The following is a 16993-nucleotide window of genomic DNA, read 5'->3' on the forward strand; positions in this document are numbered from 1 at the left end:
CATTTTCTGAGTAAATGTGAGTCTTTTCAGTAGAATTTGCTGAGATGGGCTCCTAAGCCTGACGAGGCGGCCATACCCAATACAAAGCTCGAGCTGATTTGATTTTTGGAGAATAGACATGTCCCGAGTCTGCCAAGTTACTGGCAAACGCCCGATGAGTGGTAATAACCGCTCTCATGCATTGAATGCGACTAAGCGTCGTTTTCTGCCTAACCTGCATTCCCACCGTTTCTGGGTTGAGTCCGAGAAGCGCTTTGTGACTCTGCGTGTATCTGTTAAAGGTATGCGTGTGATTGATAAGAAGGGTATTGACGCAGTTTTGGCTGAGCTTCGTACCCGCGGTGAGAAGTACTAAGGAGCTGAAAAATGGCTAAAGGTATTCGCGATAAAATTAAGCTAGTTTCTTCGGCTGGTACTGGTCACTTCTATACCACTACGAAGAACAAGCGTACTATGCCTGAGAAACTGGAAATGAAAAAATTTGATCCAGTTGTTCGTCAGCATGTGATGTATAAAGAAGCCAAGATTAAATAATTTTGGCTGATTTGATAAAAACCCGGCTTAGGCCGGGTTTTTTGTTGAGAAAATATTAAACAGATATTCACTGATTTTTCTCTGCATTTCATATATATCTTGTTATTCGTAGACGTAAAATGTTGTTTCGCTATACTAACGCCTTCCGGTAGGCTGGATATGAAACCGAAATGGCTAAAGAAAAACTAAATATTTTACATACGGAATCTTCTTGTGGTTGGGGTGGTCAGGAAATCCGTATTCTGACGGAATCCCAAGGTATGATAAGACGTGGACACAAAGTGGTTATTGTCTGTTGTCCTAGTTCCAATATCTACCGTGAAGCAAAATCTTATGGTGTGCCGGTAATAGCCCTGCCTATTGAGAAAAAGCGGCTGTCCTGCTTTCTTGCTATGCGTCGTTGGTTGCAAAAAGAAGGCCGTCAATTTGGCGTTATTAATACACATAGTTCGACAGATGCATGGTTGGTTGCTGCGGTTTGCATGACGTTAAGGCATATGCCGCCAATGGTCAGAACCAGGCATGTTTCTACCCATGTTTCTAATTCAATATCAACTCGTTGGTTGTATTTGAGAGCGTGCCGGCATATTGCGACTACCGGTGAAAAATTACGTCAACATCTGCATGCTAATAATCGTTATCCATTACAGCATATGACATCAGTGCCTACCGGCATCGATTTAGATCGTTTTCGACCGGAAGATAAAAAAGTTTGCCGCCAGCGGATTGGAATTCAAGATAAACCGACATTAGGTGTCGTTGCGACCATGAGAACTTGGAAAGGACATCGCTATCTGTTGGAAAGCTGGAAAGTACTGCACCAGAAATATCCTGATTGGCAGCTTTTGTTTGTGGGTGATGGTCCACAACGTAAATCATTGGAACCATTAGTAAAGCGAGAGGGTTTGTCAAACAGCGTTATTTTTTTAGGTAACCGTCAGGATGTTCCTGATTGTTTGAATGCGATGGATTTATTTGCATTACCTTCTTTTGGTAATGAAGGCGTGCCACAAGGCATTATGCAAGCAATGGCGTGTGGAATACCTGTGGTCTCAACTTCTGTTGGTGCAATTGCCGAAGCGGTAGTGGATGGTGAAACGGGTTATATCGTGGAGCCCAGAAATACAGAGTTATTGACGAAAAGTTTAGATTTGTTGATTCATAATAATGAACTGCGCTTGCAATTCGGTCATTCTTCATTAAAGCGAGCAATGGCTTTATTTGGCATAGATAATATGTTGGATAAAATGGAAAATATCTTTTTTCACAGCATTAAAGGTAAAAAAAGTTAACATTTTTTAAGATTTATTCTGGTCCTTATTCTTTGGCTTATGGTTTTGGGTAATATCAACTTATTGATATTGAATTACTTTAAGATTGATTATTAGTTAAATCACCCTGTTGCGAACAATTGTATACGAAATGGTTTTTTTGTATATTTTGTTGAATTTTATAGCGGATTAATTAGATAATTGCCTTATGCAGATCAAGAATATTTTGGTCATTGTTATAGCACGTTTCGGTGATACTTTATTGGTAACGCCGGTGATCCGTGCTTTAAAACAGAAATGGCCTGGTGCGAATATTGATGTTATGGCCCATAAAAGGACTAGGCAGATCCTTGAAAATATAAATGATATCAATAAATTGACTGCTTTTTCGAAAGGTAAGGCAAAATGGTGTGGTTGGTTTACCTGTAAACATTATGACTTGGCTTTAGTCTATAGTGACGATAAACCTTTATTGCAGTACGCAAAACGTAAATCGCGCTTAACAGTTTCGTTTTCAGATAAGTCCACGTTGCAATCGGATTGGTTGACGGTGGAAAAGCCAAAGGTGCTGATGCCGGCTCAACAGGAACGGGCCATGCTTGCTGGTGCGGTAGATGTTGAGGTAAGTGACTGGCGGTTGAATTATTGTGTTAGTGAAAAGGAGTTACATTTTGCTGATGGTTTTGTGCGGCAGAATCATTTAGAGAATAAACTCCTGATTGGTTTTCAGTTACAAAGCTTCCCGGCAAAAGCTTATCGTGATTGGCCGGTTGAACATTTTTACCAATTAGCGCAACACATTTATCGCCGTTATCCCCAGTCGCATATTATGTTATTAGGTAGCACTGACGGTAAAATTGCTGCACAGTCACTGGCAAAAAGATTGGGGGCTGAAAAGTGTACTTCATTGGTTGGCAGACTAACAATGCGGCAGAATGCAGCAATAATGAGTAGACTTGATTTGTATGTTGGTGTTGATACAGGGCCGACACACTTAGCTGGTGCATTAGGTATCCCGATGGTTGCTATGTATCATAGTTTTCATCCAGGCCGTTTTTTAGCGCCTCAACAGCATTCACATTTGGCGGTTATTGAACATCCGGTTCACTATATGCAGGCCACCCGCAAAGACTCGATGTCTGCAATATCTGTTGAACAAGTCTGGCAGGCAACGCAAAAGTTACTAGAAACTACGTCGTCAGGAAGAAAAGATGAAAATAGGTTTGGTTGATGTCACTGTAACTATGTCTTATGGTGGTATTCAGACGGCAGTCTGGGAACTTGCGAAAGCGCTGACTGATGCCGGTCATGAGATCCATATTTTTGGCGGCAAGGGTGATGTCCAGCCAGAGCTTAATGGAAGAGCAATCCAGGTTCATACTTTTCCATTTATTCCCAGAGAGAAAGTAATTAATATTGGCCGACGTTTCCAGCGTATTATTGAACGTTACTCGTTTGCTCGCCATGCTCGCGGTACAGTTGTTAATGAAGATTTTGACTGGGTTATTCTGACGAAGCCATTTGATTTTTTCTGGCCTCGAATGATGCCAAAAGAGAGTCGCACCAAATTTTGCTATATGAGCGGCGGTACCAGTTTTTTCAAGGGTGACAGAAAGCTGAGTAAGCGGATTTCAGCTTGGGTAGCATGCAGCCATTTTAATGCCTGGCAGATTCAGCACCATTTTAAACAATTTCCGAAAGTGATTTACAATGGTGTTGATATTAATAAATTCAGGCCGATAGACTCTTCTGTTAGAACTCGCCTTGGGATCAGTGATAAAACATTTTTGCTGACCTTTGCCGGGCGGTTGGTTGGCTGGAAAGGCATGCATGTGGCTATTGATGCAATGGCTCAGCTACAGGATAAAGATGTTAAATTGCTGATTATCGGGTCAGGTGAAGATCTGAAACGCTTGGAAAAGCAAGTTGCAGCGCTGCGGCTGGAAAAACAGGTCATCTTCCATCCACCTGTAGGCCATGATCAGTTACCTGAATATTATGCTGCTGGTGATGCAGGAATTTTCCCAAGTATTGGTGATGAAGCGTTTGGGATTACGATTGCGGAGGCGATGGCATGTGGCAGGCCGGTTATTGCCAGTTATATCGGAGGTATACCGGAAGTTGTCGGTAACGAAAGTAATTCAGGTATTTTGGTTACGCCAGGAGATGTTTCAGCAATTGTCGATGCGGTTAATTTTTTATTGTCTCAACCAGACAGGGGGCAAAAAATGGGCAAAGCAGCTCGTCAACGGATTGAAACAATGTATACCTGGGAGCATTCAGCAAATCGTTTACTGAAAGCGATAAATAATGAAAATTGCCTATATTGATCCCTATCCGGTTCCTGATTATCGGGTAGCATCACTGCAAATTTTGCAGAATGTTGATTCATTTGCTCGCCAGAGAGCCAGTATATATCTGGTTACGCCGGAAGGTAAAAATACCGCAGAGGAGATCTTGGGACGTTCATTATCACCATCCGCTAAGTTGATCTCTTTACGTAATATTCGGCGTAAATGGTATTTTCCATTCAATACCCAAAAAATGTTCTATTTCCAGGTTTCCCATTGGTTGAAGAGAAATGAGGTAGATGCCATTTTTACTCGTAATTTGAAAATGGCAAAGTATTTATTATGTGAACATCCAGAAATTCCGCTATTTTTTGAAAGTCATGAGATTTTTGCCCAATCATTTAAAGAATCGCATGATCTAAGTAAAAATAAAAATCAGCGTAAGTATCAGAGGCTGAGAGAAATCGAGTACTTTGTTTATCGTCAGTCTAGGATTATTTTCGTTCTAACGTCGTTACTCCGCGATGATATTATTAGTGAATATAATGTCAGTACGTCAATAGTTGTTGCGCCGGATGGTGTGGATATGCTGGCAGTCGAGTCAATGTCGTTAGATAAACGTGTATCAGACGACGGTGAATTACCAACCCAGGTCCTTTACTTGGGGAGTTTACATCGTTGGAAAGGTGTTCCTACGGCGATCAAAGCGATGGTTTATCTTGAAAATGCAGTATTGAATATTGCTGGTGGTGAACCAGAACAGATTCAACAGTTGCGACAGATTGCTAAACAAATGGGGGTTGGCGATAAAATCAATTTTCTTGGGTTTATTCAACCTAAATTACGTTTTCAGATAATTGCAGATAATGATATTTGTCTGTTGCCATTAACTAAAACCAGTATTGGTAGTCGCTATACTTCACCGTTGAAATTATTTGAATATATGGCGATGGATAAGCCGGTGGTTATCTCCGATTTTCCTTCGATTCGTGATGTAGTTGATGAAAATGCGGTCAGTTTTGCTGACAGTGAGAATGCGGAGAGTTTTGCTCAACAGATTCAGTTAATAAGAGATAATCCAGAAAAAGTTAAGTCACAAATCAGTTATGCGAAAATGTTGGTGACAGAGCGTTTTAATTGGGAACAGCGAGCGAAGCTTATTATGCAGACAATATCAAAGGATATTTCTGCATAATAATCGGTTTGATAGTATAGCCGTGAGATCTGGTTAATCGTTTTTCTGCTGATATAGAGCAATCATCAGGCCGAATAGAATACCTATTTCATTGATATAGGTATTTTCAAAAGCTCCTCGGATGATAAATAATCCGATAAATCCCGTTAGTAGAATAATACTGGCTTGCCTTATTACGCCATTGTTACGGCTAATAGTATGGCTACCCGTGTACAGCGCTGAGAAGGTCATCAGCAAAGTTGTGATCAGGCCGATTATCCCAGCGGCAAACCAGAATGCCAGAAAGATATTATGGGGGCCGATGGATGTGCGATATATCCAGTCTGGATAGTCAGCAGCTCGTTCGTTGTAAACCTTATGATAGACTTTATTGCCGTAACCGTAGCCTTTAATCGGGTTCTCTAGAATCAACTCCAAAGCAGCCCCTTGTGTGCCATTTTTATAACGATGGCTGCTATCAGTTTGAGTCAGCTTCCAAAATAATAATTGAGTATTTTCATTAGCTATTATCGTCGTGTGAGAAAGTACAACTGAAACACTAAGAATTAAACTCGCTATTATGGTCAGCTTCCATTCCCGATTAATGATGATGATAATAGCGGTAATGACGGCCACAGCGACCCAAGCGCCACGGGCTAAGGTACCTAATAACAAAAACAGACTGATAGCGGAAGCGACAGCCAGTATCAGCCAGCTCACTAAGGTATGTTTCTTCCACAATGCCCAAGTACACAGTAAGATGGGGAAATAGAAAATAAAGCCGTAAGAAAATTCTCGATGGTTGAAGTTGGTAAAAGGCATTTCACCTTTATTGTAGTTAATAATGTATTTACCAATATCAGTGAGGCATATTGCCAGCATACCAATGGCAAATGAGCACAGAATCATCTTGGCAATACTTTCTTGGTTTTCTTTGTACAGTACAACAGGAAAAGTAAAACTGAACAATAGTAGTCCATTCAGGATGGGTTTATTCATCTCTTGAAAACTCAATGCAGGATCGACAGAAATCGCCACTGAATAGAACATGGCTAGGATGAATAACAAAATGGATAGAAACAGTGAATTACGCATGGAGCGCATCACTTGGCGAAAATCTGTCACTAGATAGGTTAGTGCTGTAATGCCAATAAGCACCATAACCAGATTTTTATACCTCGTTATATTAGGCAGATAAACAAGGGCTATATAAATCCCAATGATGGATAGATTCCATAATGATCTTTTATCACGACTTTTAATATTAAACATATTCATCAATCTGCTTTCGTTTCTGTTGAGTTTGGTTGGAAATAATACATGAAAAGATTATCTTAATCTGTTCAGATGCAATAGAGTTGAAACAATATACATAGTTAGGAGTTATTACCATGCCAGAACTACCAGAAGTAGAAACCAGCCGGAGGGGAATAGAGCCACATCTGGTAGGGAATGTTATCCAGTATGCGGTAGTCAGGAATGGCCGGTTACGTTGGCCGGTGGCGGAAGAAATTATGAAGTTGAGTGACCAGCTTGTGCTTAGCATTCAACGCCGGGCTAAATATTTGCTGATTGAACTGGCAAATGGTTGGATTATTGTCCATTTGGGAATGTCGGGCAGCTTGCGTATCTTGCCAGAGGAGCGCCCTGCGGAGAAACACGATCATGTGGATTTAGTGATGGCAGATGGTAAGGTTTTGCGTTATACCGATCCCAGACGATTTGGGGCGTGGTTATGGAGCGATGATCTTGAACGGTGCTCGGTATTGGCTCATTTGGGGCCGGAGCCGCTTTCTAATGATTTTAACGGCTCTTATCTTTACACCCGATCAAATAAGAAAAAAACCTTGATTAAGCCCTGGCTAATGGATAACAAACTGGTTGTTGGAGTCGGTAATATTTATGCAAATGAAGCGTTGTTTACTGCCCATATTCAGCCTGATCGTCCCGCGTATACTTTAACTGAGTGTGAAGCCAATTTACTGGCGGAAACGATTAAGAAGGTCCTACAACGATCTATTGAGCAGGGTGGTACGACACTCAGAGATTTCCTGCAATCTGATGGTAAACCGGGCTATTTTGCTCAGGAATTGTTTGTTTATGGCAGAGCAGGAGAGCCATGCCGAATTTGTGGTGAACAAATAGAGAGTATTAAGCTTGGGCAGCGCAGTACTTTCTTTTGCCGTCACTGTCAGTATTAGTTGATATCGGATAGTTAGGGGAGGCGTTGCATAGGGAATACCCGCCTCCAGTGAATAGAATAAATTACTTGCCCAGTTTTTTTAGCATAGCTTGGGCGATAGGTTCTGGCAGGAATGATGAGATATCGCCATCGTGGAGAGCGACATCTTTAATTAAAGATGAAGAGACAAACGAGAGATTTTGTGATGGCAGCAGAAAAACGCTCTCTAATTCGGGCATAAAGTGGCGGTTCATATTAGCAAGCTGCCATTCATACTCAAAATCAGATACTGAACGAAGGCCACGGATAAGGATATTGGCTTGCTGTTTTTTGGCGAAATTAGCCATCAATTCACAAAAACCTACCACTTCCACATTATCCAAATGTGAGGTCACCTCTTTTGCCAGAGTAATGCGTTCATCCAGAGTAAACATAGGATTCTTTCTGGCACTGTTGGCGATAGCGAATAGAACGTGGTCAAACATATCCGCGGCACGGGTGACGATATCAATATGACCGTAGGTAACAGGATCAAATGTTCCGGGATAAATGGCTTTGGTTTTCATCAATTTTTACCCTCCTGTTGTCTCTTTTCCCACAACGCGACGTATTTATTAAACGTATATTGAGCATTGACAATAGCTAGTACTAACCCTTGTTTACCATCAAGAAAGCCAACTCGCAACAGCCAGGTTTTAAAAAAAGCCCCAAAAGTGTGACTGAAAATTGAGAAATAACCGCACTGTTTGCCTTGTTCATAGCGCTGTTCTGCCCAGGCTTTAGCATAATTTAGCTGTTTTCTCTGAAATTCCATCAGATCACGGCAAGTAAGATGAAGTAAATCCCCTTGCAGAGTAACAACCGTCGAACCATTGGTTTCAAGGGATTCATGAACCTGATTGTTATTGTATTGATAACGGTCGCGGGCATAGAGGCGGATGACGCGATCCGGGTACCAGCCGCTGTGTTTCATGAAACGGCCAAGAAATAGATTCCGGCGGGCGCAACTGTAGACTTTGCTGTTATCAGCATGTACTAGAACCTGCTCTATGGATGTTTTGAGTTCTGGTGTTACACGTTCATCAGTATCGATCATAAAAATATAATCGCCAGAGGCATATTGTTGAGCTAGCTGACGCTGACGACCAAACCCGGGCCATTCTGTATTGGAAAATACTTTTGCACCCATTGTCTGTGCTATCTGGCAAGTATTGTCTGAACTACCAGAATCGAGCACGATGATTTCATCAGCCCAGTGGACTGAGGTCAGACAATCTGCTATCAGATCCGCTGAATTCTTGGCGATCATGACAACGGAAAGACGTTTTTTGTCACTCATTCAGTGGCTCCGAGGCGGGAGATAGGGTTCCAGCAGTTTAAGCAGACGTTGAAGTGCGCCCTGATTTTCATGCAGCACTTCTGCCGCGTGGCGACCATAATATAGGCGATAATCTTCGTCGGTCAGTAAACTGTTGATCTCGGTGAACAAAGAGTGGCTGTCCGCAACGGTAATCAGACCATTAGCCTGATTCAGCTTAGCGCAGATATCTTTAAAGTTAAAGGTATGTGGGCCCATTAGCACCGGAATAGCATGGGCTGCCGCTTCTAGTGGATTGTGGCCGCCACGTTCAACCAGACTGCCGCCAACAAAGGCCAGATCGGCAATACCATAAAGCAGCATCAGTTCACCCATCGTATCGCCGATAACAACCTGAATATTGGCGTCAGGGATTTTATCAGAACTGCGAAGAATATAGCTGAGTCCAGCTTTCTTGGTTAACTCTTCCGCTTTAATAAAACGTTCAGGATGACGAGGAACTAGGATCAAGAGCAGACTTGGACACTGTTTCAGTAATTTGCAATGAGCATCTAGAATAATACTCTCTTCCCCATCATGGGTGCTGGTGGCTATCCAGACAGGTCTGCGAGCAGCCCATTGGCGTCGTAATGTTACTGCCTTAGCGGCCAATTCAGGTGTTACTGAGATATCGAATTTCAAACTGCCGGTAATAGTCAGTTGAGAGCGTTTTAAACCCAGTTCAATAAAGCGTTCACCATCTTCTGGATTCTGAGCGGCAATCAAGGTAATGCTACGCAAAATTGTTTTTACGAAATTCCCTACTTTTTGGTATCCCGCAGCGGAACGCGCGGACAAACGGGCATTAGCAATGACCAGAGGGATGTTGCGTTGGTGAAGTTGGAAAATCAGATTAGGCCAAAGTTCTGTTTCCATAATAATGACTAACTTTGGATTAACTTGATTGAGGAAGCGCTCCATAGAACCGGGAAGATCGTATGGCAAATAGACATGATTAACATCATTTCCCAGCGCGGAAAGCACTCTTTCTGAGCCCGTTGGCGTCATTGTTGTTACGGTAATGGGTAAAAAAGGGTAGTGATGGCGCAAGGCTCTGACTAAAGGGATTGCGGCCAACGTCTCACCTACGGAAACGGAATGGAGCAGGATGCCTCCAGCGGCAACTTTACCAGCACAGAAACCGTAGCGTTCACCCCAGCGCTGACGGTAAGCCGGGGCTTGGCGACTGCGGAGCAATAAACGCAACCAAATCAGAGGTTGGATAAGGTAGAGAAGTACCTGATATAAACGCAGTAACATTCTATCAAATTCATTTACATAAATTAGCGCCAATAGTATCACATTGCTTCAAAGAAAGTATGAAAATGCGTATGGCTTCTAGAATCTGAACAGAATTAGAAAGGTAAATTAGCATTTTTAGGCAAGATCGTGCTTCTATTAATATGAAAGTAGCACGGATTTTTTGCAGCTTCTGCACATGGTCGCGGCAGCTTTTTCGTTTATCTTTATACTGGGAATGCAATGAGTAAATTACACGCTCAATTTGACCGTATTCTGATAATAAAGTTAAGACATCATGGTGATGTATTATTAATTACACCAGTTATTAATACTCTTAAAGATAATTATCCTGAGGTGGAAATTGATGTTTTACTCTACAAAGAAACCGAACCAATATTGGCTGATTTTTCTTCTGTGGATAATCTATTTTCTATAGATAGACAATGGAAGAAACAGGGAATTAAAGCGCATTTTGGTCATGAATGGAGATTGCTTAAACGATTAAGGCGTCGTCAATACGACCTGGTTATTAATCTTGCTGATCAATGGTATAGTGCATTTGTAACACGATTTACTGGAGCAAAAGTGCGTATTGGGTTTGATTTAGCAAAACGACGCAGCCTGTTTTGGGAAAAATGTTTCACAAATCTTGTTGCGACAGAGCATAGCCGGTTTTTGCATATTGTTGAGCAGAATTTGTCAGCTCTTTCGCTGTTAAATCTTCCGTTGATAAACACTAAAGTGACGATGAGTTACTGTCAGGAGGATAAAGAGATTGTTTTGGCGCTTCTTGATAAGCATGGCGTAAATCAAAAATATATTGTTGTGCAACCAACATCCCGCTGGTTTTTTAAATGCTGGGATGAAAAAAAGATGAGTGAAACGATTAGTGCATTGCAGTCTGATGGTTGGACAATTGTTGTTACCTCCGGGCCAGATCGTAAGGAGGAGGAGATGGTGGAGAAGATTTTAGCAAACTGTCCAAAAGAAAGAGTAGTTTCTTTTGCAGGCCAGTTAACTTTACCGCAACTTGCAGTGCTGATTGAGGGGGCTAATTTATTCATAGGGATGGATTCCGTTGCTATGCATATGGCCGCTGCGTTGAAAACACCTGCTATCGCTTTATTTGGGCCATCAAAGTTAGTATTCTGGCGTCCGTGGGAAGCGAAAGGTGAAGTTATTTGGGCTGGTGATTATGGTGATTTACCTGATCCTGATGATGTTGATACTAAAACGGATATACGTTATCTGAATGTCATTCCCAGTGATATGGTTATTGCCGCCGCCCGGAGAAATTTATTATGAAATTAGTACGTCTTGCGATTGTTCGGCAGAAATATCGTCCGGATGGTGGTGCAGAACGTTTTGTCTCCCGCGCCTTAGAAGCTTTAGGGAATGAAAACTTGGAGCTTAACGTTATTACGCGTTCCTGGCAGGGAGATGTTAATCCTGATTGGCATGTGCATTTAGCAAATCCTCATAAATGGGGGCGCATCAGCCGTGAGAGAGGATTTGCTAAAGCAGCCAAAGTAATATGGGAAAAAGAGCAATTTGATCTTGTTCAAAGTCATGAACGTATTGCTGGTTGCGATATTTATCGTGCGGGTGATGGTGTTCATCAGCGCTGGCTACAGCAACGTGCGCGTGTTTTATCTCCCTGGCGAAGCAAATTGCTTTTTACGAGTCGTTACCATCGTTATGTGATGGACGCTGAACAAAAGATGTATTCGGCGCCAGAGTTAAAAATGGTTATTTGTAACTCGGAAATGGTAAAAAGGGAGGTCATGACAGATTTTGGGCTTTCTGAGGGAAAAATATCGGTTATTTATAATTCGATAGACAATAAACAATTTTTCCCGGCAACGGAATCTCAGAGGATACAATTAAGGAAAGAGCATAACCTTCCCGTACAGGCTAAATGTTTAGTTTATGTTGGTTCGGGGTTTGAGCGAAAAGGATTAAAAGCAGCGATTCAGGCAGTGAGTGCGACTGATGCCTATTTGATAGTTGTAGGGCAAGATAAAGAAGAGAAGAAATATAAGCAGTTAGCTAACTCGCTGGGATGTAATGAGCGAGTTAGATTTATGGGTGTTCAAAAAAAGACGTTGCCCTTTTATCAGCTTGCAGATGGCTTATTGTTGCCGACCTTATATGATCCGTTTCCAAATGTGATACTGGAGGCGATGGCTTGCGGGCTTCCGGTAATAACCAGTACGACATGTGGCGGCGCTGAATTTATTAACTCAGGGAATAACGGGTTTGTATGTGATGCTCTGGCTATTTCAGATATTACGGAAGCGATTCAGAATACGCCTTCAAATCATTTGAATAATAAAATGTCAGAATTAGCGAGAACGGGAATACTCTGTTATACACCGGAACATTTATCACAACAGCTCATTGGATTATACGAAAAGGTGCTTTCATCATGAAAGGACATATATTATTTATCATTGATGGATTACCTGGTGGCGGTGCGGAAAATGTCACTATCCGGCTTTGTGATGGTCTGCAACAGAGGGGATATGATGTTACGTTGCTCTCTTTGGCGGAGAAATGTGAATATTCGGTACCTGATGGTATTGAATTGATCATTGATGCTAATGGGTATAAAGGGCTTTTTAGAAGACAGACTGAGATTTGCCGTAGGGCTAAATCTATGGATAAGGTTTTAGAAAAAGTTTTTCTTCGCAAGGGAATCCCTGCGTTGATTGTCTCAAACTTGCATAAAACTGATCGTATTGTCGTGCAATCAAAAGTGTTAGCGGGGTTAAATGTATGGTTTTGTATTCATGGGGTATTTTCAAACTCATATCTTGGTAATAAAACGGGATTATCTCGTTGGATCAAGAAACAAAAAATAAAGTGGACATATAATAACCGGAATTTAATTTGTGTATCTGATGCTGTAGGGAAAGATTTAAAAAATAATTTGTCACTTACGCCTAATGAAATGGTGACAATTTATAATCCTTTTAATATCCCAGATATTAAACAAAAATCACTGCAAAATAACCCTTATGCGGATGAAACCTATTTATTGCATGTTGGTAGATTTCACCGGGTTAAGCGGCATGATCGTTTATTAGCAGCGTTTGCGCAAGCAGATATTCCGTGTAAGTTATTGATTGTTGGTCACGGAGATGAAGCTATTACTCAACAGATAAAGCAGAAGATTGTGGATTTAAACTTACAGTCTAAAGTGATTTTAACGGGATTCCTGGAAAATCCATTACCTGTTATTCGTGGAGCTAAAGCAGTTGTCTTGAGTTCTGATAGCGAGGGGTTGGGTAACGTACTGATTGAATCATTGATTTGTGATACGCCAATTGTTAGCACGATGTGTCCCGGTGGAATCAATGAAATTATGGTTGGTGAGCTGGAGAAATATAAATCAGAGCTGACCGTTGATTCGCTTGCAGAGAAAATGAAGTTTGTCTGCTATGAACCGCCTGTAATTACAGAGGATATGTATAAGAAGTTTGATTTAGATATTATTTTGGCAAAATATTTAACTTTGCTAAAGAAATAAACATTGTTGTATCAGCTTTTTAAGCTTGGTTGTTGAGATAAGAGAATGAATAAAAAAAAGTTCCAGAAATTAAGAGAACTAAATAGAAAAAGAAATTACTTTTTGAAATCTCTAAAATTTAATTTTTTAAAATTATTTGTCGATAAAATCAGAAGAGATAACTTTATATCATCAGACATCAAAAAAGTTTTATTTTTGCGAGATGATGATAAGATTGGTGATATGATTGTATCCACGCCTGTTTTTAGAGAATTGGATAAAAAAGGGATAAAGCTCCATGTATTATCAGGGAAAGCAAACTACTGTGTGATTGAGAGTAATCCATATATTGGCAGAGTATATTTTTATCCCCAAAAAACTTTTGATATTATAAGATTAGCATTTTCCTTAAGAAAGGAAAACTTTGATCTGATCATTGATATGGGTGATCATATACCTATTACCTATCTTTTATTCATAAGAATAATTAATGCTAAATATGTTATTGGATTTAATAAAGAACATATTAACACTTATAGTAAGAGCATTAAATATTTGGAATATAACTCTCATATTACAGAAAGATATAAACTGCTTTTGCACGCTATAGATATTAATCAATATAATATGAGATATGATATTCATATTCCAGCGGATACAATTGAAAAAGTAAATAACTTTTTATTAAAACTATTATGTGGTATTACCGTAGTCATTAATCCGTTTGCCGCGGAAAGGAAAAGAGATATATCTAGAGAGCAATTAATTGGTATTGTTGATTATTTCAAAGGTCTAGATAGTAAAGTTAATATTATTCTTATTGGTAAATTTGATAAGTTAAAATCGCTTTCTTATTTGAATGGGTGTATCTGTAACCCCTTTGGTGATTTTTTAAGTGCTGTGGAAATAATAAAGAATGCTGATTTAATAATCTCTCCGGATACATCAATAGTCCATGTGGCAGCTGCTTATGAAAAAAATACAATTGCATTGTATGGTAATGATCTTCATGGTAAATTTGTAAATAATGATGTTTGGGGGCCTGGAAATAAAAATGCAACCCAACTCATTAGTAAAAATGGAAAAATAGGTGATATCCCATTGTCTGATATCTACATGGCGATAACGGATAAGATACTCTCAATCCATTAGATATTATAATATTGCGTACATATTGGATTTCCATTTATTGGGATTATTTAATAAAGATATAGTAATAAAAGCACTGATGGCTTTATCAGCGCTTTTATAGAGACAAGATATCTATAATTTTATTTTATAGTATCGGTACTTTGCATAATATTTTAGAAAATGGATAATCATTTTATTTCTGGCGTAAAATTTATAAGCTGCTCTTAATTGTACTATATTTTTAGTTTCTAAAATATAAGGTGAGTTTTTCCAGGGAGAATAGGCTGTGGCTTTTATGTAGAGTTTTGAACACGGTAATTCTGAATACCATGGGAACCAGGGCTTCTTATCACCAGCAAAATGTAAGAATACAATTTTATCTGTATTTGATATGTTTGAATTTACTTCTTGCGAGTTTACTAAACAATTGTATTTGTCATCTAAACATTCTATCTCGTTGGACAAGCAACCATTTATAGCATCTTGATCGGGGAAATCAAATTCTCTAGTATCATTTAAAACAAAATTAATGATTTTTTTAGTTAATTGCTTTTCTATCCAGGGTTTATTATTAAAAACAAGAACTCCTGAATTGAAATAATTCTTATCTTTTAGACCTAAAAATTCAATTCTTGATTTTGCCGAAGAATAGCAATCTCTGACAGCTTTTAATGTACTGTTGCTTGATTTTATGAATAGGTCTTCTATATTATTTATACATATGACATCACTGTCAACGTATAGAGAGTAGTCATTATTAGAAAAGTAAGGACATAATATTCTGAAAAAGGCAGCGATTGAGTATTTACTATCGAATTCCTTATTGTTAAGTATAGTATCCTTTAATTCATGAATGATTATTTTTATTTTTTTATCTTTAACCCATTCTTCAATGGAGTATTGGTAATTTAATAAATCATCAGAAGAAATAAAGTGATATACAAAACTAATGTTTCTGTTATTCTCAATTATTGAGGCAGTAGTCGTTATTGCATGCCTTAAATAATCATTGGTTACGCCAAAGAAAACATCAAAATGTTCCACAGAGGGATCAAATTTATCGCCTGGGAAAGCAAAGTTTGTTACTTTACAGTTACCGAAACCGAAATTAATAATATTCTCTGATATTTCCATATGTTGCTTAATAGTAAGTGTATTATGAGCTGAAATAACATCTATATTGTTGATTTAACAATGCGAAGCATGAAATTTAATTAAGATATAGAGCTACTATACGTATGATAAGATAATTGCACTATTTTATAGATCTGCGTACTATAAAGCCATCATTTTATTCTATTGTGGGCATATTCTGATGACTCGACCTGCATTTATTATCACTATTGATACTGAGGGTGATGACCTGTGGCAAAACCACGGGCAGATCTCGACAAAAAATACCCATTACTTACCAAGATTTCAGCGTTTATGTGAACGTTTTGGTTTTAAGCCAGTTTGGTTGACGAACTATGAAATGGCAATGGATGATTTATACATTGAATTTGCCAGAGACATTATTGCCAGAGGACAGGGGGAAATTGGTATGCACTTACATGCCTGGAATAACCCACCACTTGTTCCTCTTACAGACGACGATATGCGTTATAAACCTTATCTGATTGAATTTCCAAAAGAACAAGTTAGAGCCAAAGTTGATCTCATGACTAAGTTATTGGAAGACAAACTACAGATTAAAATGTTAAGTCATCGGGCAGGTCGTTGGGCATTTGATGAATATTATGCTGAATTGCTGGTGGAGTATGGTTATCAAGTCGATTGTTCAGTAACGCCACGGGTTAATTGGCGTTTCACCAAAGGCGATCCTAATGGTAATGGTGGAACTGATTATCGTTACTTTCCATCTTATGCCTATTTTATGGACTTGCAGAATATTGCTAAAGAAGGTGATTCATCTTTGCTGGAAGTCCCTATGAGTATTCAATATAAACACTCTCCGTTGATGAATTTCCTTAAACAGAAATATGACAGCTTACGTGGTAAGCAGCGTTCTCCATCTGTTAACTGGCTAAGGCCAAAGGGAGGGAATTTGGAACAAATGAAAAAAGTGGTTCAGCAGACATTAGCAGAAGGCTGTGATTATGTTGAATTTATGCTGCATTCATCTGAATTTATGCCTGGTGGTAGTCCGACATTTAAAAATGAAGAACAGATTGAATTACTTTATCGGGATCTAGAGGCGCTATTTAACTACGTACAGCCACAGGTTCAAGGAATGACATTGGCTGAATATTACCAGTTAAAGAAGTCGTAATAATTGAGAAAATAAAACTGACAGGATT

General features: G+C 39.5%; 17 protein-coding genes. 12 read left to right on the top strand and 5 right to left on the bottom strand.

What is annotated here, in order from left to right; genetic code table 11:
- Positions 1-118: 118 nt before the first annotated feature.
- From rpmB to Phpb_RS01520, 6 genes are all read left to right on the top strand, one after another.
- Positions 119-355 (top strand): 50S ribosomal protein L28, encoded by a 237-nt coding sequence (gene rpmB / locus Phpb_RS01495; protein WP_011148921.1) that lies wholly within the window; start codon positions 119-121, stop codon positions 353-355.
- Between the two features lie 11 nt (positions 356-366).
- A complete protein-coding gene (gene rpmG, locus Phpb_RS01500) occupies positions 367-534 on the top strand; it encodes a 50S ribosomal protein L33 (RefSeq protein WP_010847629.1) in 168 nt (55 codons plus the stop codon).
- A gap of 170 nt (positions 535-704) precedes the next feature.
- On the top strand, positions 705-1826 hold the full coding sequence (locus Phpb_RS01505) for a glycosyltransferase family 4 protein (protein WP_065388857.1): 1122 nt from the start codon (positions 705-707) through the stop codon (positions 1824-1826).
- Between the two features lie 187 nt (positions 1827-2013).
- The gene (locus tag Phpb_RS01510; protein WP_065388858.1) at positions 2014-3036 is read left to right on the top strand and encodes a glycosyltransferase family 9 protein; all 1023 of its coding nucleotides are present in this window, start codon (positions 2014-2016) and stop codon (positions 3034-3036) included.
- Positions 3017-4135, top strand: a complete 1119-nt coding sequence (locus tag Phpb_RS01515; protein ID WP_065388859.1) for a glycosyltransferase family 4 protein — start codon at positions 3017-3019, stop codon at positions 4133-4135. Before Phpb_RS01510 ends, Phpb_RS01515 begins: the two co-directional genes overlap by 20 nt.
- Positions 4116-5291, top strand: coding sequence for a glycosyltransferase family 4 protein (locus tag Phpb_RS01520; RefSeq protein ID WP_065388860.1), 1176 nt, complete (start codon positions 4116-4118; stop codon positions 5289-5291). The genes Phpb_RS01515 and Phpb_RS01520 overlap by 20 nt, the downstream gene beginning before the upstream one ends.
- Positions 5292-5324: 33 nt before the next feature.
- Here Phpb_RS01520 and rfaL read toward each other — a convergent pair whose 3' ends face one another.
- Positions 5325-6542, bottom strand: a complete 1218-nt coding sequence (gene rfaL / locus Phpb_RS01525; protein WP_240492378.1) for an O-antigen ligase RfaL — start codon at positions 6540-6542, stop codon at positions 5325-5327.
- A gap of 119 nt (positions 6543-6661) precedes the next feature.
- On the opposite strand from rfaL, the gene mutM reads away from it, so the two are divergent.
- Positions 6662-7471, top strand: coding sequence for a bifunctional DNA-formamidopyrimidine glycosylase/DNA-(apurinic or apyrimidinic site) lyase (gene mutM / locus Phpb_RS01530; RefSeq protein ID WP_065388862.1), 810 nt, complete (start codon positions 6662-6664; stop codon positions 7469-7471).
- Positions 7472-7535: 64 nt separating this feature from the next.
- Here mutM and coaD read toward each other — a convergent pair whose 3' ends face one another.
- The 3 genes from coaD to waaA are packed head-to-tail and all read right to left on the bottom strand — an operon-like array spanning position 7536 to position 10069.
- Positions 7536-8018 (bottom strand): pantetheine-phosphate adenylyltransferase, encoded by a 483-nt coding sequence (coaD, locus tag Phpb_RS01535; protein WP_065388863.1) that lies wholly within the window; start codon positions 8016-8018, stop codon positions 7536-7538.
- On the bottom strand, positions 8018-8791 hold the full coding sequence (locus Phpb_RS01540) for a glycosyltransferase family 2 protein (RefSeq protein WP_065388864.1): 774 nt from the start codon (positions 8789-8791) through the stop codon (positions 8018-8020). Before Phpb_RS01540 ends, coaD begins: the two co-directional genes overlap by 1 nt.
- Positions 8792-10069 (bottom strand): lipid IV(A) 3-deoxy-D-manno-octulosonic acid transferase, encoded by a 1278-nt coding sequence (gene waaA / locus Phpb_RS01545; protein ID WP_065388865.1) that lies wholly within the window; start codon positions 10067-10069, stop codon positions 8792-8794.
- Between the two features lie 222 nt (positions 10070-10291).
- On the opposite strand from waaA, the gene rfaQ reads away from it, so the two are divergent.
- From rfaQ to Phpb_RS01565, 4 genes are read left to right on the top strand one after another with little or no spacing between them, the layout of a single operon-like run.
- Positions 10292-11356 (top strand): putative lipopolysaccharide heptosyltransferase III, encoded by a 1065-nt coding sequence (rfaQ, locus tag Phpb_RS01550; protein ID WP_065388866.1) that lies wholly within the window; start codon positions 10292-10294, stop codon positions 11354-11356.
- Positions 11353-12483, top strand: a complete 1131-nt coding sequence (locus tag Phpb_RS01555; RefSeq protein WP_065388867.1) for a glycosyltransferase family 4 protein — start codon at positions 11353-11355, stop codon at positions 12481-12483. Before rfaQ ends, Phpb_RS01555 begins: the two co-directional genes overlap by 4 nt.
- Positions 12480-13583, top strand: coding sequence for a glycosyltransferase (locus Phpb_RS01560; protein ID WP_065388868.1), 1104 nt, complete (start codon positions 12480-12482; stop codon positions 13581-13583). The genes Phpb_RS01555 and Phpb_RS01560 overlap by 4 nt, the downstream gene beginning before the upstream one ends.
- A 45-nt stretch (positions 13584-13628) precedes the next feature.
- Positions 13629-14714 (top strand): glycosyltransferase family 9 protein, encoded by a 1086-nt coding sequence (locus Phpb_RS01565; RefSeq protein WP_065388869.1) that lies wholly within the window; start codon positions 13629-13631, stop codon positions 14712-14714.
- A 111-nt stretch (positions 14715-14825) separates the two neighbouring features.
- Here the strand turns inward: Phpb_RS01565 and Phpb_RS01570 are convergent, their stop codons facing one another.
- Positions 14826-15827 carry a glycosyltransferase family 8 protein gene (locus Phpb_RS01570; RefSeq protein WP_065388870.1) on the bottom strand — a complete coding sequence of 334 codons (1002 nt, stop codon included), beginning with the start codon at positions 15825-15827 and terminating at the stop codon, positions 14826-14828.
- Between the two features lie 181 nt (positions 15828-16008).
- Here Phpb_RS01570 and Phpb_RS01575 point away from each other — a divergent pair, with 181 nt between their 5' ends.
- Complete coding sequence (locus Phpb_RS01575) at positions 16009-16965, top strand: polysaccharide deacetylase family protein (protein WP_065388871.1); 957 nt, start codon at positions 16009-16011, stop codon at positions 16963-16965.
- Positions 16966-16993: the final 28 nt, after the last annotated feature.

Source organism: Photorhabdus namnaonensis (genome assembly GCF_001684335.1).
Lineage (GTDB): Bacteria > Pseudomonadota > Gammaproteobacteria > Enterobacterales > Enterobacteriaceae > Photorhabdus > Photorhabdus namnaonensis.

Excerpts from the sequence above, each read along its gene's own strand:
- rpmB (WP_011148921.1), top strand. The coding sequence starts at position 119 with ATGTCCCGAGTCTGCCAAGTTACTGGCAAACGCCCGATGAGTGGTAAT.
- rpmG (WP_010847629.1), top strand. The coding sequence starts at position 367 with ATGGCTAAAGGTATTCGCGATAAAATTAAGCTAGTTTCTTCGGCTGGT.
- Phpb_RS01505 (WP_065388857.1), top strand. The coding sequence starts at position 705 with ATGGCTAAAGAAAAACTAAATATTTTACATACGGAATCTTCTTGTGGT.
- Phpb_RS01510 (WP_065388858.1), top strand. The coding sequence starts at position 2,014 with ATGCAGATCAAGAATATTTTGGTCATTGTTATAGCACGTTTCGGTGAT.
- Phpb_RS01515 (WP_065388859.1), top strand. The coding sequence starts at position 3,017 with ATGAAAATAGGTTTGGTTGATGTCACTGTAACTATGTCTTATGGTGGT.
- Phpb_RS01520 (WP_065388860.1), top strand. The coding sequence starts at position 4,116 with ATGAAAATTGCCTATATTGATCCCTATCCGGTTCCTGATTATCGGGTA.
- rfaL (WP_240492378.1), bottom strand. The coding sequence starts at position 6,542 with ATGTTTAATATTAAAAGTCGTGATAAAAGATCATTATGGAATCTATCC.
- mutM (WP_065388862.1), top strand. The coding sequence starts at position 6,662 with ATGCCAGAACTACCAGAAGTAGAAACCAGCCGGAGGGGAATAGAGCCA.
- coaD (WP_065388863.1), bottom strand. The coding sequence starts at position 8,018 with ATGAAAACCAAAGCCATTTATCCCGGAACATTTGATCCTGTTACCTAC.
- Phpb_RS01540 (WP_065388864.1), bottom strand. The coding sequence starts at position 8,791 with ATGAGTGACAAAAAACGTCTTTCCGTTGTCATGATCGCCAAGAATTCA.
- waaA (WP_065388865.1), bottom strand. The coding sequence starts at position 10,069 with ATGTTACTGCGTTTATATCAGGTACTTCTCTACCTTATCCAACCTCTG.
- rfaQ (WP_065388866.1), top strand. The coding sequence starts at position 10,292 with ATGAGTAAATTACACGCTCAATTTGACCGTATTCTGATAATAAAGTTA.
- Phpb_RS01555 (WP_065388867.1), top strand. The coding sequence starts at position 11,353 with ATGAAATTAGTACGTCTTGCGATTGTTCGGCAGAAATATCGTCCGGAT.
- Phpb_RS01560 (WP_065388868.1), top strand. The coding sequence starts at position 12,480 with ATGAAAGGACATATATTATTTATCATTGATGGATTACCTGGTGGCGGT.
- Phpb_RS01565 (WP_065388869.1), top strand. The coding sequence starts at position 13,629 with ATGAATAAAAAAAAGTTCCAGAAATTAAGAGAACTAAATAGAAAAAGA.
- Phpb_RS01570 (WP_065388870.1), bottom strand. The coding sequence starts at position 15,827 with ATGGAAATATCAGAGAATATTATTAATTTCGGTTTCGGTAACTGTAAA.
- Phpb_RS01575 (WP_065388871.1), top strand. The coding sequence starts at position 16,009 with ATGACTCGACCTGCATTTATTATCACTATTGATACTGAGGGTGATGAC.